25 protein-coding genes are annotated in these 26,247 nt (G+C 67.8%); 8 read left to right on the top strand and 17 right to left on the bottom strand.

Annotated elements, in window-relative coordinates; all coding sequences use genetic code 11:
* Window positions 1-26: 26 nt before the first annotated feature.
* The 3 genes from BLQ10_RS01705 to BLQ10_RS01695 all read left to right on the top strand — a co-directional run bounded on the left by BLQ10_RS01705 (window position 27) and on the right by BLQ10_RS01695 (window position 3,399).
* Window positions 27-1,301 carry a DUF4439 domain-containing protein gene (locus tag BLQ10_RS01705; RefSeq protein ID WP_139164158.1) on the top strand — a complete coding sequence of 425 codons (1,275 nt, stop codon included), beginning with the start codon at window positions 27-29 and terminating at the stop codon, window positions 1,299-1,301.
* A 206-nt stretch (window positions 1,302-1,507) separates the two neighbouring features.
* The gene (locus tag BLQ10_RS01700) at window positions 1,508-2,236 is read left to right on the top strand and encodes a VIT1/CCC1 transporter family protein (protein WP_091557553.1); all 729 of its coding nucleotides are present in this window, start codon (window positions 1,508-1,510) and stop codon (window positions 2,234-2,236) included.
* Window positions 2,237-2,304: 68 nt separating this feature from the next.
* Window positions 2,305-3,399, top strand: coding sequence for an aminoglycoside phosphotransferase family protein (locus BLQ10_RS01695; protein ID WP_091557551.1), 1,095 nt, complete (start codon window positions 2,305-2,307; stop codon window positions 3,397-3,399).
* Here the strand turns inward: BLQ10_RS01695 and BLQ10_RS01690 are convergent.
* The 10 genes from BLQ10_RS01690 to dxr all read right to left on the bottom strand — a co-directional run bounded on the left by BLQ10_RS01690 (window position 3,396) and on the right by dxr (window position 14,213).
* The gene (locus tag BLQ10_RS01690) at window positions 3,396-4,808 is read right to left on the bottom strand and encodes a pyridoxal phosphate-dependent decarboxylase family protein (protein WP_091557549.1); all 1,413 of its coding nucleotides are present in this window, start codon (window positions 4,806-4,808) and stop codon (window positions 3,396-3,398) included. The genes BLQ10_RS01695 and BLQ10_RS01690 overlap by 4 nt on opposite strands.
* A gap of 66 nt (window positions 4,809-4,874) precedes the next feature.
* Window positions 4,875-5,669, bottom strand: coding sequence for a sulfite exporter TauE/SafE family protein (locus BLQ10_RS01685; RefSeq protein ID WP_091557547.1), 795 nt, complete (start codon window positions 5,667-5,669; stop codon window positions 4,875-4,877).
* Window positions 5,670-5,688: 19 nt separating this feature from the next.
* Window positions 5,689-7,500, bottom strand: coding sequence for a proline--tRNA ligase (locus BLQ10_RS01680; RefSeq protein WP_091557545.1), 1,812 nt, complete (start codon window positions 7,498-7,500; stop codon window positions 5,689-5,691).
* Window positions 7,501-7,946: 446 nt separating this feature from the next.
* Window positions 7,947-8,834, bottom strand: coding sequence for a GNAT family N-acetyltransferase (locus tag BLQ10_RS01675; RefSeq protein WP_091557948.1), 888 nt, complete (start codon window positions 8,832-8,834; stop codon window positions 7,947-7,949).
* Window positions 8,797-9,963, bottom strand: a complete 1,167-nt coding sequence (gene ispG, locus BLQ10_RS01670; RefSeq protein WP_091557543.1) for a flavodoxin-dependent (E)-4-hydroxy-3-methylbut-2-enyl-diphosphate synthase — start codon at window positions 9,961-9,963, stop codon at window positions 8,797-8,799. Before ispG ends, BLQ10_RS01675 begins: the two co-directional genes overlap by 38 nt.
* 47 nt (window positions 9,964-10,010) lie before the next feature.
* On the bottom strand, window positions 10,011-10,301 hold the full coding sequence (locus BLQ10_RS01665; protein WP_091557540.1) for a YciI family protein: 291 nt from the start codon (window positions 10,299-10,301) through the stop codon (window positions 10,011-10,013).
* A gap of 59 nt (window positions 10,302-10,360) precedes the next feature.
* A complete protein-coding gene (locus tag BLQ10_RS01660) occupies window positions 10,361-10,873 on the bottom strand; it encodes a hypothetical protein (protein WP_091557538.1) in 513 nt (170 codons plus the stop codon).
* Window positions 10,870-11,553, bottom strand: coding sequence for a MarR family transcriptional regulator (locus tag BLQ10_RS01655; protein WP_091557536.1), 684 nt, complete (start codon window positions 11,551-11,553; stop codon window positions 10,870-10,872). The genes BLQ10_RS01660 and BLQ10_RS01655 overlap by 4 nt, the downstream gene beginning before the upstream one ends.
* A gap of 124 nt (window positions 11,554-11,677) precedes the next feature.
* Complete coding sequence (locus BLQ10_RS01650; RefSeq protein ID WP_091557533.1) at window positions 11,678-13,009, bottom strand: M50 family metallopeptidase; 1,332 nt, start codon at window positions 13,007-13,009, stop codon at window positions 11,678-11,680.
* 19 nt (window positions 13,010-13,028) lie between these two features.
* Entirely contained in the window at window positions 13,029-14,213 is a 1,185-nt protein-coding gene (dxr, locus tag BLQ10_RS01645; protein ID WP_091557531.1) for a 1-deoxy-D-xylulose-5-phosphate reductoisomerase, read from the bottom strand.
* A 106-nt stretch (window positions 14,214-14,319) separates the two neighbouring features.
* Between dxr and BLQ10_RS01640 the strand changes: the two genes are divergently transcribed.
* Complete coding sequence (locus BLQ10_RS01640) at window positions 14,320-15,804, top strand: lipase maturation factor family protein (protein ID WP_091557946.1); 1,485 nt, start codon at window positions 14,320-14,322, stop codon at window positions 15,802-15,804.
* 61 nt (window positions 15,805-15,865) lie between these two features.
* Here BLQ10_RS01640 and BLQ10_RS01635 read toward each other — a convergent pair whose 3' ends face one another.
* Entirely contained in the window at window positions 15,866-16,543 is a 678-nt protein-coding gene (locus BLQ10_RS01635; RefSeq protein ID WP_091557529.1) for a response regulator, read from the bottom strand.
* Window positions 16,540-18,117, bottom strand: a complete 1,578-nt coding sequence (locus tag BLQ10_RS01630; protein WP_091557526.1) for a sensor histidine kinase — start codon at window positions 18,115-18,117, stop codon at window positions 16,540-16,542. Before BLQ10_RS01630 ends, BLQ10_RS01635 begins: the two co-directional genes overlap by 4 nt.
* Before the next feature lie 294 nt (window positions 18,118-18,411).
* Between BLQ10_RS01630 and BLQ10_RS01625 the strand changes: the two genes are divergently transcribed.
* Genes BLQ10_RS01625 through BLQ10_RS01610 form a run of 4 tightly spaced genes read left to right on the top strand, consistent with a single transcriptional unit; the run spans window position 18,412 to window position 21,967 of the window.
* Entirely contained in the window at window positions 18,412-19,422 is a 1,011-nt protein-coding gene (locus BLQ10_RS01625; protein WP_091557524.1) for a Bug family tripartite tricarboxylate transporter substrate binding protein, read from the top strand.
* Complete coding sequence (locus BLQ10_RS01620; RefSeq protein ID WP_091557521.1) at window positions 19,419-19,922, top strand: tripartite tricarboxylate transporter TctB family protein; 504 nt, start codon at window positions 19,419-19,421, stop codon at window positions 19,920-19,922. Before BLQ10_RS01625 ends, BLQ10_RS01620 begins: the two co-directional genes overlap by 4 nt.
* The gene (locus BLQ10_RS01615; protein WP_254785345.1) at window positions 19,923-21,569 is read left to right on the top strand and encodes a tripartite tricarboxylate transporter permease; all 1,647 of its coding nucleotides are present in this window, start codon (window positions 19,923-19,925) and stop codon (window positions 21,567-21,569) included.
* Window positions 21,566-21,967, top strand: a complete 402-nt coding sequence (locus BLQ10_RS01610) for a universal stress protein (RefSeq protein ID WP_091557518.1) — start codon at window positions 21,566-21,568, stop codon at window positions 21,965-21,967. Before BLQ10_RS01615 ends, BLQ10_RS01610 begins: the two co-directional genes overlap by 4 nt.
* A 104-nt stretch (window positions 21,968-22,071) precedes the next feature.
* On the opposite strand, the gene BLQ10_RS01605 is transcribed toward BLQ10_RS01610, so the two are convergent.
* Genes BLQ10_RS01605 through BLQ10_RS01585 form a run of 5 tightly spaced genes read right to left on the bottom strand, consistent with a single transcriptional unit; the run spans window position 22,072 to window position 26,206 of the window.
* Window positions 22,072-22,905, bottom strand: coding sequence for an HpcH/HpaI aldolase/citrate lyase family protein (locus BLQ10_RS01605; RefSeq protein ID WP_091557516.1), 834 nt, complete (start codon window positions 22,903-22,905; stop codon window positions 22,072-22,074).
* The gene (locus BLQ10_RS01600) at window positions 22,902-23,462 is read right to left on the bottom strand and encodes a MaoC family dehydratase (protein ID WP_091557513.1); all 561 of its coding nucleotides are present in this window, start codon (window positions 23,460-23,462) and stop codon (window positions 22,902-22,904) included. Before BLQ10_RS01600 ends, BLQ10_RS01605 begins: the two co-directional genes overlap by 4 nt.
* Entirely contained in the window at window positions 23,459-24,220 is a 762-nt protein-coding gene (locus tag BLQ10_RS01595) for a CoA transferase subunit B (protein ID WP_091557511.1), read from the bottom strand. The genes BLQ10_RS01600 and BLQ10_RS01595 overlap by 4 nt, the downstream gene beginning before the upstream one ends.
* Before the next feature lie 2 nt (window positions 24,221-24,222).
* Window positions 24,223-25,023 (bottom strand): CoA transferase subunit A, encoded by an 801-nt coding sequence (locus BLQ10_RS01590; protein ID WP_091557509.1) that lies wholly within the window; start codon window positions 25,021-25,023, stop codon window positions 24,223-24,225.
* Window positions 25,024-25,042: 19 nt separating this feature from the next.
* Window positions 25,043-26,206: an acyl-CoA dehydrogenase family protein gene (locus tag BLQ10_RS01585; RefSeq protein ID WP_091557507.1), complete on the bottom strand. Its 1,164-nt coding sequence runs from the start codon at window positions 26,204-26,206 to the stop codon at window positions 25,043-25,045.
* Between the last annotated feature and the right edge of the window lie 41 nt (window positions 26,207-26,247).

Below are 26,247 nucleotides of genomic sequence, written 5' to 3'. Positions count from 1 at the left end.
GCGTGGTGCACGTGTTCCGGGCCGGCATGACAACATGGTCTGTTGTGAACGACGACTCCAGGGAAAAGCAATGGCAGGATCACTTTCCCCGGTCGCTTCCCCGCTACGTGCTTCTGGTGTGCCTCGCCCTGGTGGTGGTGAGCCTGGGGGTGGTCCTGATGCCGGCCCGGCCACCGGTTCCTGCGCAGCCGCCCTTTTCCGAACAGGCCCGCGCCGCCGCACTGGCCGAAACCGTGCGGCTGAAAGACGCCGGCAGCCGGCTTGGCACCGCGAAGCAAGACGGTTCAAAAGACGGCTCGGCGGGCGGCGCGGACGGCCCTTCGGCCGGTGCCGGGAATGCCGCCATCGAGCGGACTGTGACGTTGCTGACAACCCAGGCCCAGGCGCTGTTGGCACCCGGAGAAAGCCCCGCAGTCAGCGCAGCGGCTGCGGACTCCGGCCGGGCAACGCCCCAAGCTCCGGCAGCCTCCCCCGCCACACCGGCTCCGTCCGTTTCCGGAGCGCCCAGTGCCGGAGCGTCTGCCGCACCCTCCGCCGCACCGTCCACCGCACCCCTGCCTTCGACGGCTGCCGGGCTGGTGGCGGCTCTCGCGAACAGCGGTAACCAGCGCCTCGCGGACGCTGCCGTGGCCGACGGCGGCATGGCACGGCTGTTGGCTGCCGTCGGCACCGCGCAGCTGCTGCAGGCGTCCGCCCTTGCCGCCGGCACCGGTACGGCGGCGCCGCCTGCCGACGTGGCCTCCCCGCAGCTGTCCGGTACGTGCCCGTCCCCGTCCCCGACGTCGCAATCCGATGCCGGGGAGCCCGCAGCCGGGCAGTCCGATGCCGGAGTGCCCACAACCGGGCAGTCCGCGGCAGCATCCAGCCTCGGCGGTGCCGTGGCAGCGGTGGTCCGGACCGAAGCCCAGGCCATCTACGGCTACCAGGTGGCGCTGCCCAGGCTGGGCGGCGACGCGGCGAAATCCGCGGCCAAGGAACTGGCCCGCCATGACGCGCTCCTCAGCGGCGCAGAATCGCTGAGCCGGCTGCACTGCGCCGCTGTTCCGCCGCGGGAGGCGGGCTACTCGCTGGGTCGGTCCTTCGTGGCCTCCCCCGCGGCCGGCCTCGGCCGCCTGGAGGCCGCCGCGCTGCCCGCGTATGGCGACCTCGTGGCGCTGAGCGAAGGTGAGACCCGGCAGTGGGCCATCGCGGGCCTGCTCTGTGCCGGGGAGCGGGCTGTGCTGTGGGGCGCGGATCCCGGCGCCCTGCCGGGCCTGGACCCCGCCACGCTGCCGTCGCAGCCGTCGCAGCCGGCAGGCTGAGGCTTCGTCCCGGCGGAGTAGGGGTTCCTGTCAGCGCCGTCCGTGCGATCCGGGGCTACTTTGCGGTCCTAAACCGGCGCATTCGCCCTGTACGACGGCGTGTCGCGGCCAATGTGCCCCCGTTCGGACCCGCTAAACAGCCTCGGCTAATTTTGGTGAGCCTTGGAATACTGGCAAGGCACCGGCCCGGGTGGTTTGCTGTAGAGATGGACATGACCGGCGCCGCAACCTTTCATGAGAACGAGCCCCACCACAACGACATCGCGCACCGCCTCAATTGGCTCCGCGCGGGCGTCCTGGGGGCCAATGACGGCATCGTTTCGGTTGCCGCGATCGTCGTCGGCGTCGCCGGCGCCACGACGGACACCGGGCCGATCCTGCTCGCAGGTGCCGCAGGTGTCGTGGGCGGTGCCATCTCGATGGCACTCGGTGAATACGTCTCCGTCAGCAGCCAGAAGGACAGCCAGCACGCCTTGATCGAGAAGGAGCGCCGGGAACTGGCGGAACAGCCGGAGGAAGAGCTCGAGGAACTCGCGGCGATCTACCAGGGCAAGGGCCTCAGCTCCGAGACGGCACGGACGGTAGCCAGGGAGCTCACGGCGCACGATGCCCTCGGCGCCCACCTATCGGCCGAACTCAACATTGACGAGGCGGACATCGTAAGTCCGTGGCACGCTGCGTTCGCCTCCGCCATCGCGTTCCTCACCGGCGCGGTCCTGCCCATGCTGGCCATCCTGCTGCCGCCGGAAAGCGTCAGGATCCCCCTGACCTTCGTGGCCGTGCTCGTGGCGTTGGCGGCCACCGGCGCCGTGGGCGCGTGGATTGGCGGCGGCTCAAAGCTCAAGGCAGCCATCCGTGTGGTGATTGGCGGCGCCGTGGCGCTGGTGGCCACGTTCGCGATCGGCAACGCGCTCGGCGCGAGCGGCATCGTCTAAAGGCCGCAGCGCCCGACCTGGCACGTGCCAAGCCGTCAGCATGCACTCCGGCGCCTACGATAGGTCCCGTGAGCACCATCCCAGAAGTCCCCATTCCGCCGGATCTCTCCCGCCGCTACTCCCGCACGCCTGACGGACGTGCCTGGCTGGCGTCACTTCCTGGCCTGATCGGACGATTCCTCGATCAGTGGGAGCTTCTGCCGGACCTGGAGCCGGGCGCCCTTCCGTGGAACGGTCACGGCGGCGTCGTCATCCCCGTCCAGCGCCGGGACGGGGACGGATCCGGCGGCATCGGGCCCGCCACCGGCGGCGCAGCCGTGCTGAAGGTGGCTTTCCCGCATGAGGAGGCCACCCGCGAACACCACGCCCTCGCCTTGTGGGGAGGTCATGGCGCCGTCCGGCTGCTGGCCGCCGACGCCGGATCCTGCGCCCTGCTCCTGGAGCGCCTGGACGCCTGCCGCTCCCTTCTGGATGTCCCGTTGGAAACGGCAGTGACGGTCTGGGGCGGCGTGGTCCGCCAGCTCAGCGTGGTCCCCGATGACCGGCCACAGTGGCGGGATATCGACCACGTGGCGGCCCGGGCCGAGCAGTGGAGCGATGAACTCCCCGCGACGTGGGAGCAACTGGCGCGGCCGTTTCCCCGGTGGCTGCTCGAGGCGGCCCTTGAAGTCTGCCAGACCCGCGGCGCCGTCGGCAGGCGGTCAGGCAAGGACGTTCTGGTCCACGCGGACCTGCACTACCTGAACATCCTCGCGCGGCCCGGCGTACCGGGACCGGGCACCCGGCAGGAAGCACCGGCGGCGCTGGAAGCGTACGCCGCGATTGATCCCCAGCCCATGATCGGCGAGGCCGAATTTGCCGTGGCCCCGGTGCTGTGGAACAGGCTCCGCGAGTTGCCACAGCAAGATCCCGGGCGGGCGCTGCTCGCACGCTGCGGGGATTTCAGTGCGGCCGCCGGTCTGGACGCCGAGACCGCCCGGCAGTGGAGCCTGGTCCGCGAGGTGGAGAACGCCCTCTGGTATGCCTCGCAGCGTCACCACGACGGCGATCTGGCCCGTTCGCTGTGGGTGGCGAGCACGCTTGCGGGCCGGACCCTTCCCGGCCTGCCCGCACCGCAGGAGCTCCCGGCGCCGGGGGAAGCAACCGGGATGGCCGGAGGCTAGCCCCGCACGGCCGCCAGTGCGTCGCGGACGGCGTCGACGGCGACCCTGACGTCGGCGTCGTCCGTGCTCCAGTTGCTCACCGAGATCCGCAGGATATCGCGGTCCTGCCAGCGTGAACCGGACATCCAGACCCGGCCGTCACCGATGATCTTCTCCGTCACGGCGCGCGTCACGGCGTCGTCCCCGAACGCCAGGGACACCTGGGTGTAGTCGACGTCGTTGAGCACCTCTACGCCGTCCAGTGCCGCGAGCTGTTGGGCCAACTGCGCGGCCCGCTGCACGAGCGTGCGCACCTGGCCGGCCACGCCGTCGCGGCCCAGGGATTTCAGCGCAGCCCACACCGGGACGCCGCGCGCGCGGCGGGAGAGCTCAGGCACGCTCTCGAACGGGTCCCCGGCACCGTCCGCGGCCTGGATCAGGTAGCTGGTGTGCAGCCCCATCGCCGATCGCAGGGCCTGGGCGTCGCGCACAATCGCGATCCCGCAGTCGTAGGGGACGTTGAGGGTCTTGTGCGCATCCGTCCCCCACGAATCGGCCAGCCCGAGCCCCGCGGTCAGGGCGGACAGCTCGGGCACGGCAGCTGCCCAGAGTCCGAACGCCCCGTCCACGTGCACCCAGGCGCCATGCGCCTTCGCGACGGCGATGGCCTCGGTGAAGGGGTCGAAGGCGCCCGAATGCAGGTTGCCGGCCTGCAGGCACACCAGGGCCGGGACCGCTGGCCGGTCCTCCCCCGCGCTGAGCGCAAGGTCCAGGGCACAGTCCAGCTCGGCCGGGATGATGCGCCCCTGATGGTCGGAGGGCACAACAGTGGGACGCCCGAGGCCCAGATAGCGCAGGCCGAGGTCGATGGTGTCGTGACGTTCCTGGCCCACGAAGCAGCGGATCCGGGGCGCACCGGCCAGACCGTCACCGTCGAGGTCCCAGCCGGCATCGGCCATGAGCCGCCAGCGGGCGGCGGCGAGTCCGGTGAAGTTGGCCATGGTGGCGCCGGTGGCAAAGCCGACGTCGGACTCCTCGGGAAGGCCCAGCAGCTCAAGGATCCATTTGCCGGCGGCTTCCTCGATCGCGGCTGTGGCGGGCGTGGCGAAGCGCAGCCCCGCATTCTGGTCCCAGGCGCTGAGCAGCCAGTCGGCCGCCAGGGCGGCCGGCAGCGTGCCGCCGATGACCCAGCCGAAGAACCGCCCGGACGGCATGGCCATCAGCCCGGGTTCGGCCTTGGCCGCGAGATAGTCCACCACTTCCGCGGCCGGCATCCCCTCTTGGGGCAGCGGGCCGCCGAAGTCGGCCGCGAGCTCGGCCGCCGTGGCCTGTGGCCCGATATGGCGTGTTCCCTGGCTCTCGAGCCACCGGCGTGCATGAGCGGCCGCGGCCTCGAGGGCATCCCGGTAGCGTTCCTCACCTGCTGACATAGCTGCATGCTACGCCCGGGGCCAGCGGACCGGGAGCCCCTTGCGGGAGCCACGGGCCTAGGGGGTTTAGGGCAGGCTATCCTGCCAGACGTCGGAGCCGAGCTTGATGATCAGCGCGCCTACGACCACCAGGAACACGATCCGGACGAACCTGCTCCCCTGCCGGACCGCAGTGCAGGCACCGAGGTAGCCGCCGGCCATGTTCGCCAGGCCCAGCAGCAGCCCGAGCCCCCACAGCACGGCACCGTGCGGCACGAAGAACAGCAGGGCACCGGCGTTGGTGGCCATGTTCACGATCTTGGCCTTGGCGCTGGCTTCCAGGAAGGCGTAGCCCATGGCCGAGACGAGGGCGATGATCAGGAACGAGCCCGTGCCGGGACCGATCATGCCGTCATAGAAGCCGATCACGCCGCCGATCACGCAGGCCACCACGTAGTGCCGGTGCCCCTCGTGGCGCAGCTTGGTCAGCTCACCGACGCCGGGCTGGAACGCGGTGAAAAGCGCGACGGCGATCAGCGCCACCACGATGATCGGCTTGAACACGCTCGCCGGCAGGTTGGCGGCCAGCACCGCACCGCCGAAACTGGCCGCCATCGCGATCGCCGCCATGGGCACGGCGGTGCGCAGATCGGGCCGGACACGGCCGTAATACGTGACCGCACTCGTGGTGGTGCCGAAGATGGAGCCCATCTTGTTGGTCGCCAGCGCCTGGACCGGGCTGATGCCCGGCACCAGGAGCATCGCCGGGAGCTGGATGAGCCCGCCGCCTCCGACGACGGCGTCGACCCAGCCCGCCGCCAGGCCGGCCACAACGATCAGGATGACAGTTCCGAGCTGGATCGACTCGAGTCCGGAGACCACTACCTAGAACTGCGCAGCATCAGCTGTTGCGCGCGGCGTTGACCACGTAGTCAACAGCCTTGTCAACGGCTACGTTCTCGGCATTGCCGCTGCGGCGGTCCTTGATCTCCACGACGCCGTCCACGAGTCCGCGCCCGACGGCGAGGATGGTGGGGACGCCGACGAGTTCGGCGTCGCCGAACTTCACGCCGGGGGAAACCTTGGGGCGGTCGTCATAGATGACGTCGAGGCCGGCAGCCTCGAGCTCCAGGGACAGTTTTTCGGCGGCGGCGAAGATTTCCTCCCCGCGGCCCACGGCCACAACGTGGACGTCGGCCGGGGCGACGGCGCGCGGCCAGACCAGGCCCTTGTCGTCGTGGTTGGACTCGGCCAGGGCTGCAACGGCGCGGGTGACGCCGACGCCGTAGGAACCCATGGTCACCACGACCTGCTTGCCGTTCTGGTCCAGGACCTTGAGGTCCAGGGCCGCAGCGTATTTACGGCCCAGCTGGAAGATGTGGCCCATTTCGATGCCGCGGGCGGTTTCGAGCGGACCGGAACCGTCGGGAGCCTCGTCGCCGGCGCGCACCTCGGTGCACTCGATGACGCCGTCCCAGCCGAAGTCGCGTCCGGCGACGAGGCCGAAGACGTGCTTGCCGGCCTCGTTGGCGCCGGTGACCCAGGCGGAGCCGCTGACGACGCGGGGATCCACGAGGTAGAGCATCTTTGCGGCACCCTCGGTGCCCAGCAGCGGCGCGTCCAGGGACATGCCGGGGCCGAGGTAGCCCTTCACGATCAGGGGCTGCTTCTTGAGGTCGTCCTCGTTGGCGGCTTCGAGCGTGATCTCGCCGGCGATCGGCAGGAAGGACCCGATGTTCGCTTCGACGCGCTTGAGGTCAACGCCGCGGTCGCCGGGGACACCGATGACGACGAGTTGGCGCTCTCCGGTCGGCAGCGTCACGGCGAGGACGACGTTCTTGAGCGTGTCGGCGGCGGTCCAGGCGCGGCCGTCGGCCTCTGCGCGCGGAACGAGGACGTTGGCGGCGTCGACGAGCGTTTCGATGGTGGGCGTGTCCGGGGTGTCCCGGACTTCGGCGGCCGGGGCGTTGCTGAAGTCGATGTCCGCCGGGACCACGGTGGTGACGGCCTCGACGTTGGCCGCGTAGCCGCCGGCCGAGCGCACGAAGGTGTCCTCGCCGATCTCGGTGGGGTGCAGGAATTCCTCGCTCTTGGAGCCGCCCATGGCACCGGCGGTGGCAGCAACCGGAATCACGTCGAGGCCGAGGCGCTCGAAGATCTTCAGGTATGCGCCGCGGTGGGCGGCGTAGCTGGCGTCCAGGCCGGCGTCGTCGACGTCGAAGGAGTAGGAATCCTTCATGATGAATTCGCGGCCGCGCAGCAGGCCTGCCCGGGGACGTGCCTCATCGCGGTACTTGTTCTGGATCTGGTAGAGGCTCAGCGGCAGGTCCTTGTACGAGGAGTACAGGTCCTTGACCAGCAGGGTGAACATTTCCTCATGCGTGGGGGCCAGCAGGTAGTCGTTGCCCTTGCGGTCCTTGAGCCGGAAGATGCCCTCGCCGTATTCGGTCCAGCGGTTCGTGGCCTCGTAGGGTTCCTTGGGCAGCAGCGCCGGGAAGTGGACTTCCTGGGCTCCGATGGCGGTCATTTCCTCGCGGATGACCTGCTCCACCTTCCGCAGCACACTCAGCCCCAGCGGCAGCCACGTGTAGATGCCCGGCGCGGCCCGCCGGATGTAGCCGGCCCGGACCAGGAGCCGGTGGCTGGCTACCTCGGCGTCGGCGGGATCTTCGCGCAGGGTGCGCAGGAACAGCTTGGAGAGTCGAAGGACCACAGGTGGGATATCCGTTTCTGGGGAAAGTGCGGGCAAAACCGGGAAAAGCATCTAGGTACTAATCTACCGTCCGGAGCGCACCCCTTTGCCGCGGCGCCCCTGCTGAGGCCCTACTGCGCTCCTGCTGCGGCAGAGGCCAGCACATGGAAGAGCCACGCCATAACTGATGGAAGCCCCTGGCCGTTTCCGGCTGGTCATCCCGTCATGGCGTGGCTCCCGTGGCCCCAGCATCCCCCAGATCTCAGGCTGCGAGCTACTTGGTGTCCCCTCCAGGCGTTGTCTTCCCCGGAAAATGCGGTGGGAAAAATGCGCGCCTGTGCGACACGGCTAGCTAGAACCTATGTGACATGAGGCCGGGAAGCAATAGTCTCAACCGGATAATTACAACGTGACCGCACAAGTCCGTTGCGGGTGCCCAGCGGATGACGTCCCGGCCCGCACTGCCGCTAGAAGAGCACCGTAGCGAACGTGCCCACCTGGCGGAAGCCCACCCGGTCGTAGGTGGCGCGGGCCTTTGCGTTGAAGCCGTTGACGTAGAGGCTGGTGACCGGCGCGAGGGTCTGCGCGAGGACGACGACGGCGGCCATGTAGCCCGCACTCAGTCCCAGCCCGCGGAACTCGGGATTCATCCAGACGCCCTGGACCTGGGTCACTTCCTGCGTGACGGCGCCGAGTTCGGCCTTGAAGACCACTTGGCCGTCCCCGTTCAGGTGCACGAGCGAATGGCCCTGGCGGACGAGGCTCCGGACGCGGCGGCTGTAATACTCCCTGCCGCCAAGGTAGGGCGAGTACCCCACTTCTTCCTCGAACATGGCGGCGCACGCGGGCAGGATCTTGTCGAAGTCAGCCAGCTGGCCAAAGCCGAGTGCGGGCTCGGGCCGGACGGCGGGCGGGCCCGAGATCGTCAGCAGGGGCTGGTGGTCGCGGACTTCATGGGCCACCTGGCCGAGCTGCTCCAGGGCCGAGTGGATGGCCAGGACAGTTTCGGCGGGGCCAAAGATCGAGGCGTAGCGGCGCCCGGAGCGGTGCGCGGCCATTGCAACCAGGCCCGCGAGGTCGGGGGCCAGCTCGATCGGCACCAGGTTGGCGCCGGCCCAGCAGGCGCCGAGGAGGGTGCCGCCGTCGAACACGCCAAGAATGCTGGCGCCCCCGGCCGTGGGAGACGCCGTGCCGGCCGCCTCCAGGTGCGAGAGGATGAAGACATTGGCGACGGCGTCCCGGTGCGCCAATGCCAGCAGTTGTCCGGTGTCGGCACCACCGAGTGCCCGGACAACGACGCCGGAAGCGGCGTCGTCCCTACGAGACGTTAACCACGGGGCTACCCTTGACAGCATCTTCGCCATCGGCGCCCCCCATCTCTTCGGCGATACGCATTGCTTCTTCGATCAGTGTCTCAACAATCTGATCCTCCGGGACAGTTTTGATGACCTCGCCCCTGACAAAAATCTGGCCCTTGCCGTTACCCGAGGCAACGCCGAGATCGGCCTCGCGGGCCTCCCCCGGACCATTCACCACGCAGCCCATTACCGCCACGCGCAGCGGGACCTCCATGCCTTCCAGGCCCGCCGTGACCTGCTCGGCAAGCGTGTAGACGTCCACCTGGGCGCGGCCGCAGGACGGGCAGGAAACGATTTCCAGCTTGCGGGGGCGCAGGTTGAGCGACTGCAGGATCTGGTTGCCCACCTTGATTTCCTCGACCGGCGGGGCCGAGAGGGAGACGCGGATGGTGTCGCCAATCCCGCGGGAGAGCAGGGCGCCAAACGCCGTCGCGGACTTGATGGTGCCCTGGAATGCCGGTCCGGCTTCGGTGACGCCGAGGTGCAAGGGCCAGTCGCCCTTTTCGGCCAGCATCTCGTAGGCGGCAACCATGATGACCGGGTCATTGTGTTTGACGGAGATCTTGAAGTCGTGGAAACCGTGCTCTTCAAAGAGTGAGGCTTCCCAGACGGCGGATTCAACGAGGGCTTCCGGGGTGGCCTTGCCGTATTTCTTCATGATGCCGGGCTCCAGGGAGCCGGCGTTGACGCCAATCCGGATCGAGGTGCCGTGGTCCTTTGCGGCCCGGGCGATTTCCTTGACCTGGTCATCGAACTTGCGGATGTTGCCCGGGTTCACGCGCACGGCGGCGCAGCCGGCCTCAATCGCGGCGAAGACGTACTTCGGCTGGAAGTGGATGTCCGCTATCACCGGGATCTGGGACTTCTTGGCGATGATCGGCAGCGCCTCGGCGTCATCGGCGGACGGGCAGGCGACGCGCACGATGTCGCAGCCGGAAGCCGTGAGCTCCGCGATCTGCTGCAAAGTGGCGTTGATGTCGGTGGTCGGCGTCGTGGTCATGGACTGGACGCTGATGGGCGAATCGGAGCCGACGCCCACGGATCCCACCTTAATCTGGCGCGTCTTCCGGCGCGGGGCAAGAACGGGGGGCGGTGCTGACGGCATTCCCAGGCTGACCGAGGTCACATGGACTCCCTTTTAGTATCGATGAAGCGAAGGTGTGGGCGGGAAGGCTAGGCGTGCTCGGCCAGAAGACCGGTCAGCGGCGCCCACACGGTGGTGCGCGTGCCCGAGATGGCACCGGCGGCCGCGAACGGGTCCTGCCGCAGGAGGTCATTCAAGGCCGCCTCGTCGGCCGTCTTGAAGATGAGCAGCGCGCCCGCACCGTCGCCGTAGGGGCCGCTGGCCAGCAGGGCGCCCTCGCGGGCAAGTCCCGCCGTCCATTCGCGGTGCGCCGGGCGGCTGGCATCGCGGACCTCGGAAGATTCGGCGTCGTACACGTACTCCACAGCAAAAACAGTCATATGGATACACTATCGCCCTGTCTGCCCGGTTCCCATCAGGGGGACGGCGGGGCACGCGGTCAGCCGAGGACGAGGACCTTGGCCAGGGCGGCGACGCCGGCTGCCCAGAGCATGGAGGTGAGGGTTCCGATGATGAACCGCTCGGCGGCAACCGGGGTGGCCTTCAGCTCGGCAAACCGGCCGAGGCCCTTGATCGCCACGACATAGGCGATGGCGACGGGCTGGCCGGCGAGGATTGCCAGGCAAACGGCGAACCGTTCCAGGATGCCAATAATGGCGCCGCCGCGCAGGATGCGGACGCTGCTGACGGTGTCGGCGGGCGGAGCCGCACCCGCGGCGGCCGGCGCGGTGTCCGGTCCGGCATCAAGGGACGCCTGGATTTCGGGGTCCGTGGTGGAGTCGGCAGAGGGGTCCTCAGCCGCGTCCCCGCCGGCAGTGCTGCCGCTTTCACCGGCTCTCCCATCAAGGGTCCGGTCATCAATGGTCCGGGCGAGACGGAACACCCACGCGGTGACCGGCCAGCCGACGAAGCCGGCTGTGAGCAGGGCCAACGTGATCCAGAGGGCGTTCACTTCTCTCCTTCGGTGCTGTCGTGGGCGAGGGTGAGCAACAACTCTGCCGCCGGCCTCGCCGCCCATTCTTCCTGCCAGCCCGAGCGAAGGACTGCGCGGCTCACCGACTGCTCCGTGATTCCGAGTTTCCGCGCTGCAATTTTTTGGGTGCCATGGGTGCCGTGGGTGCCGTGCCGCACCGAGCGCAGCACGTCCACCACCTTCCATTGCGCCGCAGTCCGGTCCTGGACCAGGCGGCCAATCAGCCGAAGCACCGCCTCAGCGTTGGCGCAGGCCTTCGCCTCCCGGGACCCGATTGCGCCGTCCGCGGCCGCCGCTGCACTTACCCGCCGGCCGCGGCCGGGGACCACGGCGAGCGGCACATGGGCGGCCGCCCCTTTGGCGCGGTCGACGGCGGCCCGGGCTGCCACGAAGGCAGGACCGGAGCCTTCCCGCGGGCTGGCGGGCAGCGGCAGGTCCACCTCCCCCACCCCGATTCCGACGTACCAGCGGCCGCTGCGCAGGGCATGCAGGGCGATCTCCACTACCTCGTCGGCCCGTTCCACGACGCCCTGGACCTCGTCGCCCACCGAACGTTCAAAGCGCCCGGCGGTGGAGAGGGCACTGAGTTCCTTGAGGAGCCCGGGGACACGGTCGATGTCGCCCGTGCTGCCGCGTTGGTCGATTGTCATGACGTACATGACATCCAGCCTAGGGAGGTGATCAACAATAATCAATCATTTCCAACTGATTAATTAAAATCAGCCGAAAAAAGCTTATAGCGAAAGTCAAAGGAATTTGGCTGGAACGTCCGGCGCGGATCCCTTATCCGAAGAGGTTGACCGGCTTGACGATGTCCGCGTAGATCAGCAATGCTCCCATGCCCATCAGCAGCACCGCCACCACATACGTCACCGGAAGCAGCTTGGCGATATCGAAGGCACCGGGATCCGGGCGGCCGAACAGCTTGGCGATCTGGCGGCGGGCCCCCTCGTATAGCGCGCCCGCCACGTGGCCGCCGTCGAGCGGCAGCAGCGGAATGAGGTTGAAGACGGCCAGGGCGAAGTTGAGTCCGGCCAGCAAACCTATCAGGGCGGCGAAGCGGGACTGCAGCGGGACCTCCTCCATGGCGGCGACCTCGCCGGCCACGCGGCCCACGCCCACCACGCTGATGGGGCCATTGGGGTCCCTGGGTTCCTCGCTGAAGGCTGCCTTGGCCACGCCGGCCACGCGGGCCGGCAGGTTCACCACAACCCCGGCAACCTGCTTGATGTTCTCCCCCGCCATCGGCAGCACGGACGACGCCGGCTGCTGCACGAGTTCCGTCCGGGCGCCGATGCCCAGGAAGCCGACGTCCTGGTACTGGAGGCTTCCGTCAGCGGCCTTGGCCTGACGGCCGTCGGGACCGATCACCGGGCGTGCGGAGAGCACGGGCGTGACGGTGGTGGCGACCGTGGCGCCGCCGCGCTCCACGGTGATGCTGACCTGCCTGTCCGCCGAGGCGCGGATCCAGCCGGTGAGTTCGTCCCAACTGGTGACGGCCTTGCCGTCGAAGGAGGTGATGGTGTCGTTCGGCAACAGGCCCGCGGCCGCGGCGGGCGTGAGCTTGCAGTCGGCGGAGTTCGGGTCCACGATCTCGCCGGCCTTGACCTGGCACTTGGACACGTCGGCGATGGTGGTGGTCTGGCTGGCGGTACCGAATCCCATCAACAGCACAGCGGTCAACACGACGCCGATCAGCAGGTTCATCGCGGGGCCGCCGAGCATGATGATGATCTTTTTCCAGACGGGCAGCCGGTAGAAGACCCGGTTTTCGTCGCCGGGGCCGATTTCCTCGTGGGCCAGGGAGCGGGCATCGGATGCCAGCGACTGGAACATGCCGGTGCTGGAGGTGCGGACGGTGCCGTCTTCCTTGTTCGGCGGGTACATCCCGATCATGGACACGTAGCCGCCCAGCGGGATGGCCTTGAGGCCGTACTCGGTTTCGCCCCGCTTCTTCGACCAGACGGTGGGTCCGAACCCGATCATGTACTTGGTCACGCGGACTTTGAACAGCTTGGCCGGCAGCAGGTGCCCGACTTCATGCAAGGCAATGGACACGGCGATGCCGATCGCCACGAAGACGACACCGAGGACAAAGAGGAGGACGGGGCTCATGGGCGTGATCTGCTGCTTCCTAGACGCTTCTGACGGCTAAACGTTCGTGCGTGCGGGCGCGTGCCCATCTTTCAGCATCCAGCACCGACTCCACCGTCAGCCCGGAGGATCCTGTGTGTTCGCTGAGGACGGCGTCGATGGTGTCGACTATGTCCGTGAACCGGATCTGCCCGGCGTGGAAGGCCATCACCGCCTCCTCGTTCGCGGCATTGAACACAGCCGGGAACGTGCTGCCCTGCCTGGCGGCAGCCTTCGCGAGGGCAACGGCGGGGAACGCCGCGGCGTCCAGCGGCTCGAACGTCCAGCTGGTGGCCTTGCTCCAGTCGCAGGCGCTGGCGGAACCGGGGACGCGGTCCGGCCAGCCGAGACCGAGGGCGATGGGCAGGCGCATATCCGGCGGCGAGGCCTGGGCGATCGTGGAGCCGTCGACGAACTGGACCATCGAGTGCACCACGGACTGCGGGTGGACCACGACGTCGATCCGGTCCAGGGGGATGTCGAAGAGCAGGTGCGCCTCGATCACCTCCAGGCCCTTGTTGACCAGGCTGGCGGAGTTGGTGGTGACCATGAGGCCCATGTCCCACGTGGGGTGGGCGAGGGCGTCCTGCGGCGAGACGTCACGCAGCTCGTCCCGGGTCTTGCCGCGGAACGGGCCACCCGAGGCCGTCAGGATCAGCCGGTCCACTTCCGCGGCGGAACCGGAGCGCAGGCATTGGGCGATGGCCGAATGCTCCGAATCCACGGGCACAATCTGACCTTCGCGGGCCGCGGCCTTGACCAGGGCGCCGCCGACGATCAGGGACTCCTTGTTGGCCAGGGCCAGCGTGGCACCGGATCGGAGCGCTGCCAGGGTGGGGGCAAGTCCGATGGAGCCGGTGATGCCATTGAGGACGACGTCGGCGCTGATTTCGGCGATCCGGGTCGACGCATCCGGGCCGGTGATGATCTCGGGACGGTAGCCCGTCACTGAAGCCGCACGGGCGGCGTCATCGATCATGTCCCGGAGGGCGGAGGCCTCCCCGGAGGCGACTCCCACCGCCCAGGCGCGGGTATGCACGGCCTGCCGGGCCAGGAGTTCGAGGTTGCCGCCACCGGCGCTGAGCGCCACGATCTCAAACAGGTGCGGGGCGCCGTCGACGACGTCAATCGCCTGTGTGCCGATGGAACCGGTGGACCCGAGGAGGACGATTTTTCGCGGCTGCATGATTCAAGTATCCCGCACGGGGTTCTGTGCTCGGGGCCCGTTTCCACGCGCTGGTGGGTCGCCGCCACGCGTTGACGCAGCAGAGCGGAGGCGTAACGTGGAAAACGTGGAGTGGACCGCGTGGTTCGACGCGCCGGAGTACGAGTTCGCCCGGCAGGTGCTGCAGCGCAGCACCGCCACCCTCTACTTCGTGGCCTTCCTCTCCTCGCTCAACCAGTTCCCGGCCCTCCTCGGCGAGCGCGGCCTGTTGCCGGTGCCGGCGTATCTCGAAGGCTTCAACCGCCTGGGCCGGCCCAGCCTGTTCCGCTGGCGCTACTCGGACCGGCTGCTGCGGACGGTCTGCTGGAGCGGCCTGGCCATTGCCGCCACGCTCATCGCCGGTTTGCCCCAGCTCGGGCCGCCCTGGGTTCCGCTCATCGCGTTCTTGGCCCTGTGGCTGCTGTACATGTCGATCGTGAACGTGGGGCAGACGTTTTATGGCTTCGGCTGGGAGATGCTGCTGCTGGAAGCCGGATTCACGGTGGCCTTCCTCGGCTCCGACCAGACTCCCCCGCCCAGGCCCATCCTGATCCTGCTGGTGTGGCTGGTGTTCCGGCTGGAGTTCGGCGCCGGCCTGATCAAGATCCGGGGCGGCCCGGAGTGGCGGGACCTGACGGCCCTGTACTACCACCACGAGACCCAGCCGATGCCGGGGCCGCTGAGCCGGCAGGCCCATCTGCTCCCCAGGGCCTGGCACCGGGTGGAGGTCCTGGGCAACCACTTCGCCCAACTGGTGGTGCCGTTCTTCCTCTTTGCCCCGCAGCCCCTGGCCAGCGCCGCTGCCGGGATCATCATCTTCACCCAGCTGTGGCTCGTGGCGAGCGGAAATTTCGCCTGGCTTAACTGGATGGCGATCATCCTGGCCTTCGCAGCGGTGAGCGATCCCGTCGCGCACGCCGTGCTTCCGGCGATCCCGCTCGACTGGCAAACTGCGTCCGCAGGAACAGGATCAGGCGCCGGAGCCGGGGCCGGCAGCCAGGCGCCGGTTCCCTGGCTCGTGGTGGTCCTGGCCGCCACCGTGCTGCTTGCGGTACTCAGCTACCGGCCCATCGAGAATCTCTTCTCCCACCATCAGCTGATGAACGCTTCGTTCAACCGCTGGCAGCTTGTGAACACCTACGGCGCGTTCGGCACTGTCACGAAGCGGCGGATCGAGATCGTGGTGGAGGGGACCCTCGACCCCGAACCCGGGGACGACGCGGACTGGCGGGAGTATGGGTTCAAGGGCAAGCCGGGAGACGTCCGGCGCATCCCGCGCCAGTACGCCCCGTACCACCTGCGCCTTGACTGGCTGATGTGGTTCCTGCCGCTGCGCACCGTGCACGAGGAGTGGTTCTACGCGTTCCTGGCCAAGCTGTTGGCGGCGGACCGGCCCACGCTGCGGCTGCTGCGCCATGACCCGTTCGACGGCGAACGGCCCCACTGGGTGCGTGCCAGCAGCTACCTCTACCGCTTCTCCACCCGGGCCGAGTTCCGGGCGACAGGCCAGCGTTGGATCCGGACCCCGTTGTATGTCGCCATCCCGCCGTCGCGCCTGCCGTCCGGGGCCTGAATCCACGTCCGGGGCCGCCCGCGGGATTCCCACTGCGGCGGCAAGGTCCAAACGTCAGCCATCAAACCGACTTCAACGCGTAGCGGCGTTCGGGCCGTCCAGCGCCGTACTTGAGCCGGACGTCCACCTTGGTCTCGTCGTGCAGGAACTCGAGGTAACGTCGGGCGCTGACGCGCGAGGTGCCCAGCAGGTCGGCGACCTCCGCCGCCGACAGGTCCGACGCCGTCGAATGCAGCGCCCGGACCACGAGGCTGAGGGTTTCCGCACTGCAGCCCTTGGGCAGCGCCGGCCGGGCGTTGTCCGCCTTTTCCACCCCGAACAGCCGGTTGACGTCGGACTGTTCGGCAACATCCTTGGTCGAGTCCAAGCCTTGGTAGGCGCTCCGGTAGTGCTCGAGCCGTTCCTGCAGGTCAGCCTGCGAGAACGGTTTGATGAGGTAGTGGACTATGCCTCCGCGAAGGGCCCGCCGTACCGTTTCGACCTCCCGTGCGGCGCTGATCACGAGCACATCCAGTTCGGGTGCGGCCCCGCGCAGCTGCGACATCAGTTCGATCCCGTTGGCGTCGGGCAGGTGGATGTCGAGGAGGACGAGGTCCGGCTGGAGGTCCTGCGTCTTCAGGAGCGCCTCGGCGCCTGTGTGGGCAGTGCCCACGACGGTAAAGCCGGTTGTGCGCTGGATGAATCCCGCGTGGACTTTCGCGACCATGAAGTCGTCGTCGACAATCAAGACCCTGATCATGCGTCGACCTTCCTCGTGGCGAGCTTGGCCGTGAACACCGCTCCGCCGTCGTTGTGAACCGTGAGCTGGCCGCCGCTGCGTTGGCAGACCACCCGGGAGAGCGCCAATCCGTAGCCCCGCTCACCTTCGGTGGTCGGCTGCTTGGTGGTGAAGCCCTGCCGGAAGACGGCCTCCAGGTCCGCATCAGGCACGCCCGGCCCGGAGTCCCGGACCACGACGAGCGCGGAGCCACCCCGGCCCTCGATCCGGACGTCGACCGTTGGTTCCAGGGTGCCAGTGACGGCGTCGAGGGCGTTGTCCACGAGATTGCCGACGACGGTGGCCAGGTCCCGGGAGATGTCATCTCCCACCCGGCCCAGCCTGGAGTCGGGGGAAAGCTGCAAGGTGACCCCGCGTTCGGCGGCGAGACTGGACTTGGCGATGAGCAGCGCGGCCAGCGCAGGGTCCTCGATGCGGCTGGTGACGTCGTCGTTGAGCCTGGTCCGGTCGAGGGTGGTGCCATTGACGAACTGCACGACGGCGTCGTACTCCCCGATCTGGATAAGGCCGGAAATGGTGTGCAGCTGGTTGGCGAATTCGTGGGCCTGCGCGCGAAGGGTGTCCGTCGTGGTGCGCGTTGTGCCCAGTTCCCGTTCCAGCGACGCCAGTTCGGTGCGGTCCCGGAGAGTGGTCACGGAGCCGATATTCCGACCATGCGACAGCATGGGCATCCGGTTGAGGACAACCAGCCGCTCGCCAACCAGCACCAGCCGGTCCGGGCCTGGCTGGTCCTTGGTGAGCACTTCTCGCAGAGCGTGCTCCATGGCGAGGCTGCCGATGTTCTTGCCCACACAGTCCGGCGACAAACCCAGCAACCGGCGGGCACTTTCGTTCACGACCGTGATTCGTTCGTGCGGGTCCAGCGCAACCACGCCCTCCTTCAGCCCGTACAACATTGCTTCACGGTTTTCCACAAGCCCGGTAATGTCCTTGGGCTCCATGCCGAGGGTCTGCCGCTTGACCCGCCGGGCGAGGAGCAGCGACCCGGCCACGCCGAGCACGCTGGCGACGCCCAGATACGTCAGCAAGTTGGGAATGGCCTCACCCAGCCGTTCCCAGGCGGACGGGTAGTTCCGGCCGATCGATGCGATCCCGATCATACTTCCGGAATCATCAAGAACGGGAACATGGGCGGAGAGCAGGACGGTGCCGGGGCTGCCCACAACGCCGGTCCACGCCCGGCCCTCCATGACTCGGCTCTCCCCCAGCTCCAGCGGGCGGCCCAGCAAAGAGGGGTCGGACGACGCCACGACCGTGCGGTCCAGCTTGGCGAGCGCAACCTGCGATGACCCGGAAACCGTTCTAACCGACTCGGCCACCGAGGGCAGCGCCGAGCCGGCCCGCGACTCGGCCGCGGGAAGCAACGCCCGGACGGCGGGGTTGTTGCCCAGCGCCTCGGCGGCGGACAACGCCCGCCGACCCTCAATCCGTTCAAATGCAGCCGCCGACTGTGCCAGCGAGATTGCGACAACGCCTGCCAGCACGGCCAAGACTATGAGCAACTGCAGAACCAGATACTGTCCTGCCAGGGACATTCCTCTTCGTCGAGTCACGTGCTGTCTTTCCTCAGGATGGTTTGCCGCTATGCGGGAGCGGGGACACGGCGCGTTTATGGTTCACAATCCGGCGCGGTGCCGTGAACTATACCCCACCGGCCGTGCCGTTTCGGCTGTGGGTCACGTCATGTCAGGCGCCGGAAACGTGAACGAAATGAACTTAAGTTTCTCTGCGTACACAAGAGTGAGGCCCGTCACGTTCGCCCCTAGCATCGAATGACCGGCCAGCCCATTGGCCAATAATTGAGCATCCTGACTTGAGAAGAGGACAACATGCGCCAGATCCGCGCATTGCGAATTGCCGCCGTCGCTGCCGGCATCGCCCTGATGGCCACCGGCTGCGGTGCCACCGGCAAGAGCTCCACCGCCACGTCCAGCTCCGGAGCCGCTGCGGGACCCATTACCGGACTGCAGATCCTGGTCCCCAACACCGCCGGCGGAGGGTACGACACCACCGCCCGCGCCGCCGCGAAGGTTCTCGACGACGAGAAAATCGCGAGTAACACCGAGGTCTTCAACCTGGCCGGCGCCGGGGGCACCGTCGGCCTGGCCCGCGTCGTCAACGAGAAGGGCAACGGCGACCTGGCCATGCTGATGGGCCTCGGCGTCGTCGGCGCCAGCTACACCAACAAATCCGGGTCGAAGCTGACGGACACCACTCCCCTGGCCCGGCTCATCGAGGAGCCCGGCGCAATCATGGTCGGCAAGGACTCTCCCTACAAGACCATCGGTGATCTGGTGACGGCGTGGAAGGCCAATCCGGCATCGATCAGCGTGGGCGGCGGTTCCTCCCCTGGCGGACCCGACCACCTCCTGCCCATGCAACTCGCCGGAGCCGTCGGCATAGACGCAACGAAGGTCAACTTCGTGTCGTACGACGGCGGCGGCGATCTCCTTCCGGCCATCCTCGGGAACAAGCTCGGCTTCGCCGCCTCGGGTGCGGGCGAGTACCTGAAGCAGATCGAATCCGGCGATGTCCGCGTGCTGGCAACCAGCGGCGATAAGCGTCTCGAAGGCGTGGATGCCCCCACGTTGAAGGAGTCCGGCATCGACCTGGTCTTCAGCAACTGGCGCGGTGTGGTTGCCCCTCCCGGCATCAGCGACGCCGACAAGGCTTCCCTGATCGCCGCCCTGGAAAAGATGCACGGTACTGCTTCGTGGAAGGAAGCCCTCAAGTCGCACAGCTGGACTGACGCTTTCCTCACCGGTGACGAATTCAAGTCCTTCCTGACCGAGCAGGACAAGCGGGTGGCAGACGTTCTGACGAAGCTTGGGCTGGCGTGACGCCCCTGACTTCCAGGCTCAAAGGCCGCTCCGAGCTGGGGGTCGCCCTCCTGCTCGGGGCGGCCGGCGTGCTTGTCCTGTGGGACGCCGTCGGCCTGGTGACCCCATACTCCAAATCGGACCCCGTCGGGCCGAAAACGGTCCCCTACATCGTGGCCGGCCTCCTGATGGTCTGCGCGGTAATGCTGGCCATCAACGTGATGCGTGGCGGACACGGCGAGACTGAAGGCGGCGAAGACGTCGACCTGTCCCATCCTGCCGACTGGAAGACCGTGCTTCCCCTAGCTGGCGCTTTCGTTGCCAACATCTTGCTCATCGACTGGGCCGGCTGGGTCATTTCCGGAACCGTCCTCTTTTGGGGCAGCGTATGGGCCCTGGGCGGCCGGCACTATGTCCGCGACGGGCTCATCTCCGTTGCGCTGTCGCTGCTGACCTTCTATGGCTTCTACCTCGGGCTCGGAATTTCGCTCCCCGCCGGGCTGCTGGAAGGGATTCTCTAAATGGACGTCTTTAACTCCCTCATGGACGGCTTTGCCACCGCCCTGACCCCCATGAACCTCCTCTACGCCGTGATCGGCGTGGTCCTGGGCACCGCCGTCGGCGTCCTGCCGGGACTGGGCCCGGCGATGACCGTGGCGCTGTTGCTTCCCGTGACGTACGTCCTGGAGCCCACGAGCGCCTTCATCATGTTCGCCGGCATCTACTACGGCGGCATGTACGGCGGGTCCACCACCTCGATCCTGCTCAACACCCCGGGTGAGTCGTCCTCCGTGGTCACGGCCATTGAAGGCAACAAGATGGCCAAGGCCGGAAGGGCCTCCCAGGCCCTGGCGACCGCTGCCATCGGTTCCTTCGTGGCCGGCACAATCGGCACCGCCCTGCTCGCAGTCTGCGCACCCATTGTGGTGAAATTCGCCGTCAGTCTCGGCTCTCCGAGCTACTTCGCCATCATGGTCCTGGCCCTCCTGGCCGTCACTGCCGTGCTGGGGTCCTCGCGGCTGCGCGGCTTTGCCTCGCTGGGCTTGGGCCTGGCGATTGGGCTGGTCGGCATGGACTCGGTCACAGGACAGGCGCGGCTCACTTTTGGCCAGCCGCTGCTCAGTGACGGACTCGACATAGTGGTGGTGGCCGTGGCCATCTTCGCTGTGGGTGAAGCCCTGTGGGTGGCTGCCCACCTGCGCCGGACCCCGCTCCACGTCATCCCGGTGGGGCAGCCCTGGATGGGCAAGCAGGACTGGAAGCGGTCCTGGAAGCCGTGGCTGCGCGGAACCCTGTTCGGCTTCCCGTTCGGTGCGCTGCCCGCTGGTGGCGCCGAGATCCCGACCTTCCTGTCTTACGTCACGGAAAAGCGCCTCACCAAGCACCCAGAGGAGTTCGGCAAGGGCGCCATCGAGGGTGTCGCCGGGCCGGAAGCCGCGAACAACGCGGCCGCGGCCGGCACACTGACCCCGATGCTGGCACTGGGGCTGCCTACTAACGCCACTGCGGCGGTGATGCTGGCAGCGTTCACCTCCTACGGTATCCAGCCGGGACCGCAGCTGTTCGCGAGCGAGGGACCGCTGGTGTGGGCACTGATTGCCAGCCTCTTCATCGGCAACTTCCTGCTCCTGATCATCAACCTGCCACTGGCACCCCTGTGGGCGAAACTCCTGCAACTGCCGCGTCCGTACCTGTACGCGGGGATCCTGTTCTTCGCCACGCTGGGCGCCTACTCGGTGAACCTGCAGGCGTTCGACCTGGTGATCCTGCTGGTGCTCGGCGCACTCGGGTTCATGATGCGGCGGTTCGGGCTCCCCGTCCTGCCGCTCATCCTCGGCGTGATCCTGGGGCCGCGTGTCGAAGGCCAACTGCGCAAGACCCTCCAACTCAGCGCCGGCGACCCGGCCGGCCTCTTGAGCGAGCCGATCGCCGTCGGCATCTACATCATCGTGGCGATCATCCTGATCTGGCCGCTGCTGCTGAAGGCCTGGCGCACGTCACGGCCACAGGCGGTGCCGGCCGCCGGCGCCGCGGGCCCGCTACCGCAGGACGTTGAAGCCGGCAGCGACGTCCTGATGGCCGAGGCCGAAAGCGGCGCCCGGGTGGCCGAATCAACAGGAAGCAACAACCAGCCCGTCCACGCGCGCAGGCACCAGGAGGAACCGTGAGCATCATTGTCGGATACGTTCCCAGCTCCGAGGGGGTGGCCGCGTTGGAAACAGCGATCACCGAAGCCCGGAAGAGCCGGAAGCTCCTGGTGGTGGTCAACTCGTCCCGCGGCGATGCACTCGTCGACCGGCGCTACGCCCAGGGCGACGACATCGCCGGAGTCGAGGACCGACTCAAGGCGGAAGGCGTTGAGCACCTGATCCTGCAGCCGGTCCGCGGCAACGACGCAGCCAGCGAGGTCTTGCAGGCGGCCAACGAGCACCGGGCCGATCTGATTGTGATCGGCCTGCGGAAACGCACTCCCGTGGGGAAGCTGATCATGGGAAGCACGGCCCAACAGATCCTGCTCGAAGCGGACTGCCCCATCCTCGCCGTAAAAGCGGCGCAGGTGAAATAGCGGCACCGGGGAATCAGCTAGGAACCACCCGCCGAGAAGGCACTTCGCGACAGTGTTGACGAAAACATTGCCGCGGAGTGCCTTTTCGCGTGCTGGTGGGAGCTTTACCGGCCAGCGCGGCGCAGCGTGGATGCGGCGTGCTTGAGGATGGGCCCGTCGATCATCTTGCCCTTGAACTGAAACACGCCCGTGCCTGCAGCGGAGGCGGCGTCGAGCAGCTCGGCCGCGGCTGAGACGTCGGCCTCTGTTGGTGCGTAGGCTTCGCGGACCACGGCCACCTGGTCCGGGTGGATGCAGGCTTTGGAGGCGAATCCGGACGCCACGGCGTCACGGGCCTCGAGAGCCAGCCCGGCCAAGTCCGGGATGTTGACGTAGACGGCGTCGATCGCATCCTTGCCGAAGGCGCCGGCGGCCAGCAGCACGCTGGAGCGGGCGTGCAGTGCGACGGCCCGGTAGCCGCCAGCTTCCGTCCTGCTGGAGGTTCCGCCGAGCGACGCCAGCAGGTCCTCCGCGCCCCACATCAGGGCCACCACATTGGGTTCGGCGGCGATGGCGGCGGCGTTGAGGACGCCCGCAGCCGTCTCGCAGAGGGCGATCACGCTGTAGCCCTCGAGTTCCTTCAGCTGTGCGGCGTTCTCCGCCTTGGCCAGCATGACGTGCCGGTAGGGCGTGTGCTTGAGGCAGTGCAGGTCCTTCTCGAACTCGTCCGTGCCGGCCGGGTTGACCCGGATGATGGTGCGGCTCGGATCCAGTTCCGGGACGTCGCCGGTGGCGCCGAGCTGGGCGAGGATGGCGCCGCGGGCCCGCTGCTTGTCGGCAGGGGCGACGGCGTCCTCGAGGTCCACGATCACGGTATCGGAGCGTTCGGCGGCTTTCTGGTACCGCTCGGGGCGGTCGGCGGGGCAGAACAGCAGGGCAGGACCCATCAGGAAACTCATGTCTCTATTGTCCCCTTTTGCGCGGCTTCCAGCTCGGCCGCGGCGTGGGCCTCGCGTGTCCACATCAGGCAGCTGCGGGCGGCGAGCGCCACCACGTCGCCGTGCTGGTTCCGCCCGGTGTGCTGCATGGTCACGATGCCCTGGCCGGGGCGGGACGCGGACAGCCGTTTCCCGGTGACCACTGTCTCCGTGTACAGGGTGTCCCCGTGGTACAGCGGGCGCGGAAAGGACACATCCGTCAGGCCGAGCTGGGCGACGATGGTGCCCTGGGTCAGCTGCGGCACGGACTGGCCCACCACGGTGGCCAGGGTGAACATCGAATTCATCAGCCGCTGGCCGAAGGGCTGCCCGGCGCTCCAGGCCGCGTCGAGGTGCAGGGCCTGGGTGTTCATGGTCATGGTGGTGAACAAGACGTTATCGGTCTCCGTGACCGTCCGGCCCGGCCGGTGGGCGTAGACCACGCCCTCCTCCAGCTCATCGAAATAGAGGCCGCGCTGCTCGATCACCCGGGGGGTGCCAGCAACGGGGCTTGGGGCGGATCGGTCTGCGTTACTCATACGGTCAATTCCTGGTCTTCCTCAAAGAGTTCGGCTCCGGTGGCCGCCACGACGTCCTCCACGGACACGTTCGGCGCCAGTTCGCGCAGCACCAGCCGGGGCGGACCGGCGTCGGTCACGACGTCGATCACGGCGAGGTCGGTGATGATCCGGTCCACGCAGCCCTTGCCGGTCAGCGGCAGTGTGCAGGATTCGACGATTTTCGGCCTGCCACTGCGGTCCACGTGATCCATCATCACGATCACCTTCTTGGCCCCGAACACGAGGTCCATCGCGCCGCCCATGCCTTTGACCATCTTGCCGGGGATCATCCAGTTGGCGAGGTCGCCGTTGGCGGCGACCTCCATGGCGCCGAGCACGGCCACATCGACGTGGCCGCCCCGGATCATGCCGAAGGAGGCGGCGGAATCGAAGAATGCAGCGCCCTTATTGACCGTGACGGTTTCCTTGCCGGCATTGATCAGGTCCGGATCGATCTCATCCTCGGCCGGGTAGGGCCCGACGCCCAGGATGCCGTTCTCCGAATGCAGCACCACCTCGACGCCGGCAGGAATGTAGTTGGGGATCAGCGTCGGCATGCCGATGCCGAGGTTGACGTACTGGCCGTTGTGCAGTTCCTGCGCCACCCGGGCGGCGAGTTCGTTGCGGGTCCAGCCCTTGCTCTCAACACCGGCGGGGTGCTCGACGGCGGAGCGCCGGTATTCGTGGCGCACGGCCTCGGGACGGGGCGGGGCGTCTTGAGCTTTGTTCGTTTCCACGGCTATGCTCCTGCCTGCTCGGGCGACTGTTTTGGTGCGCCGGAGACGCCAGCGGTCACTGCAACCGTCCGCTTCTCAATGCGTTTCTCGCCCTGCGGGGCCAGCACCACGCGCTGGACGAAGATCCCCGGGACGTGGACATGCTCCGGGTCCAGCTCCCCCGGCTGCACGAGTTCCTCAACCTCGGCGATCGTGATCTTCCCGGCCATGGCGCACAGCGGGTTGAAATTCATGGCCGTGGCGTGAAAGACGAGGTTGCCGTGGCGGTCGCCCTTCCAGGCGTGCACGAGGCCGAAGTCGGGCGTGAGCGATTCTTCCAGCACGTAGTCGGCGCCGTGGAAGCTGCGGACTTCCTTGGGGGCGGAGGCGATCGCGACGTTGCCGTCGGCGTCGTACTTCTGCGGCAGGCCGCCGTCGGACACCTGGGTTCCGACGCCGGCCGGCGTGTAGAACGCGGGTATGCCGGCGCCGCCGGCGCGCAGCTTTTCGGCCAGGGTGCCCTGCGGGGTGAGGACCACCTCCAGCTCGCCGGCGAGGTATTGCCGGGCGAACTCCTTGTTCTCCCCCACGTAGGAGCTGATGGTGCGCCGGATCCGGCCGTCCTTGAGCAGGATCCCGAGGCCCCAGTCGTCGACACCGCAGTTGTTGCTGACGGTTTCCAGTTCCGTGGCACCGCTCTCGTGCAGGGCCTCGATCAGGGTCACGGGGATGCCGCACAGCCCGAACCCGCCGACGGCGAGGGAGGCGCCGTCGTGGATGTCCGCGACAGCATCGGCTGCGCTGGCAACAACTTTGTTGATCATCGGTGATTCCTTCGGCCGGCTACAGTCCCAGTTCGCGGGCGATCAACATCAGCTGGACCTCCGTGGTGCCCTCGCCGACTTCAAGGATCTTGGAGTCGCGGTAGTGGCGCGCCACGGTGAATTCGTTGATGAAGCCATAGCCGCCGAACACCTGGGTGGCGTCCCGCGCGTTGTCCATGGCTGCCTCGCCTGCGACCATCTTAGCGATGGCCGCCTGCGTCTTGAACGGCTTGCCGGCAAGCATCCGGGCGGCCGCGTCGTAGTAGGCCAGGCGGGCCGTGTGGGCGCGTGCTTCCATCCGGGCGATCTTGAACGCAATGGCCTGGTACTTGCCGATGCTCTGCCCGAATGCGCTGCGTTCCTTGGCGTATTTCACCGACTGGTCCACGCAGCCCTGGGCCGCACCCACGGCCAGGGCTGCGATCGCGATCCGGCCCTCGTCCAGGATGGAGAGGAAGTTGGCGTAGCCGCGGCCCCGGGTGCCCAGCAGGTTTTCCTCGGGGACGTGGACGTTGTTGAGCGTCAGCGGGTGGGTGTCCGAGGCGTTCCAGCCGACCTTGTTGTAGGCCTTCTCCGCTTTGAAACCCGGGGTGTTGGTAGGCACCAGGATGGTGGAGATTTCCTTCTTGATGCTGCCGTCGGCGCGTTCCTCCTGGCCGGTCACCGCGGTGACGGTGACGAGCTTGGTGATGTCCGTGCCGGAGTTGGTGATGAACTCCTTGTTGCCGTTGATGACCCACTCTCCGCCGCCCAGTTTGGCGGTGGTCTTGGTGCCGCCGGCGTCCGAGCCGGCTTCCGGCTCGGTCAGGCCGAAGCCGGCGAGCGCCTTGCCGGAGGCCAGCAGCGGCAGCCACTCCTCCTTTTGGGCGGCGTTGCCGAAGCGGTGGACCGGCATGGCACCGAGGGAGACGCCGGCCTCGAGGGTGATGGCGACGGACTGGTCCACCCGGCCGAGCTGTTCGAGGGCCAGGGCCAGGGCGAAGTAGTCCCCGCCCATGCCGCCGAACTCTTCCGGGAACGGCAGGCCGAACAGGCCCATGTCCGCCATCTGGGAGACGATCTCGTAGGGGAAGCTGTGTTCCTCGTCGTGTTTGGCCGAGACCGGGGCCACCACTTCGTCGGCGAATTCGCGGACGGTGTTGCTGAGGTCCTGGTATTCCTCGCTGAGCTCAAAATCTGCCATGGGGGTGACTCCTGTGTCTGAGGTACTTCTGTGGTCTGTTG

The organism is Arthrobacter sp. ok362 (genome assembly GCF_900102785.1).
Classification (GTDB): Bacteria; Actinomycetota; Actinomycetes; order Actinomycetales; family Micrococcaceae; genus Arthrobacter.
The sequence above is the reverse complement of the archived record's forward strand: the minus strand, read 5'-3'. Positions and strand labels throughout refer to the sequence as shown.